This is a genomic window from Rhodococcus sp. MurmanLake-1, from assembly GCF_056945715.1.
This window is the reverse complement of record NZ_JBWZNF010000080.1, coordinates 1-278: the sequence shown is the minus strand read 5'-3', so window position 1 is coordinate 278 and position 278 is coordinate 1. Positions and strand designations below refer to the sequence as shown.

Sequence of the window (278 nt, the reverse complement as noted above, 5' to 3'; positions counted from 1 at the left end):
CACGAGCGCTCAGTGTATTGAGCGGCGCCGGCAGCCACGACTGCACGCGGCCACCCGTTAGGTTGGTGGTCGTGACGCGACGGGTCAACGTCTCCTCCGGCTCGGCGTTCGAGTCCGAGGTCGGGTACTCGCGCGCGGTGCGCATCGGCGCGCACATCGCCGTGGCCGGGACCACCGCCGCGGGAGACAGCCCGGCGGCGCAGACCCGAGAGGCGTTGCGCCGCATCGAGGTGGCGCTCAGCGAGGTCGGCGCGTCCCTGTCCGACGTCGTGCGCACC

General features: G+C 73.0%; 1 protein-coding gene. It reads left to right on the top strand.

What is annotated here, in order from left to right:
• Positions 1 to 71: 71 nt before the first annotated feature.
• Positions 72 to 278 (top strand): Rid family hydrolase (locus AC2ETI_RS32735; protein ID WP_483635066.1); only part of this gene is annotated, 207 nt, incomplete at its 3' end.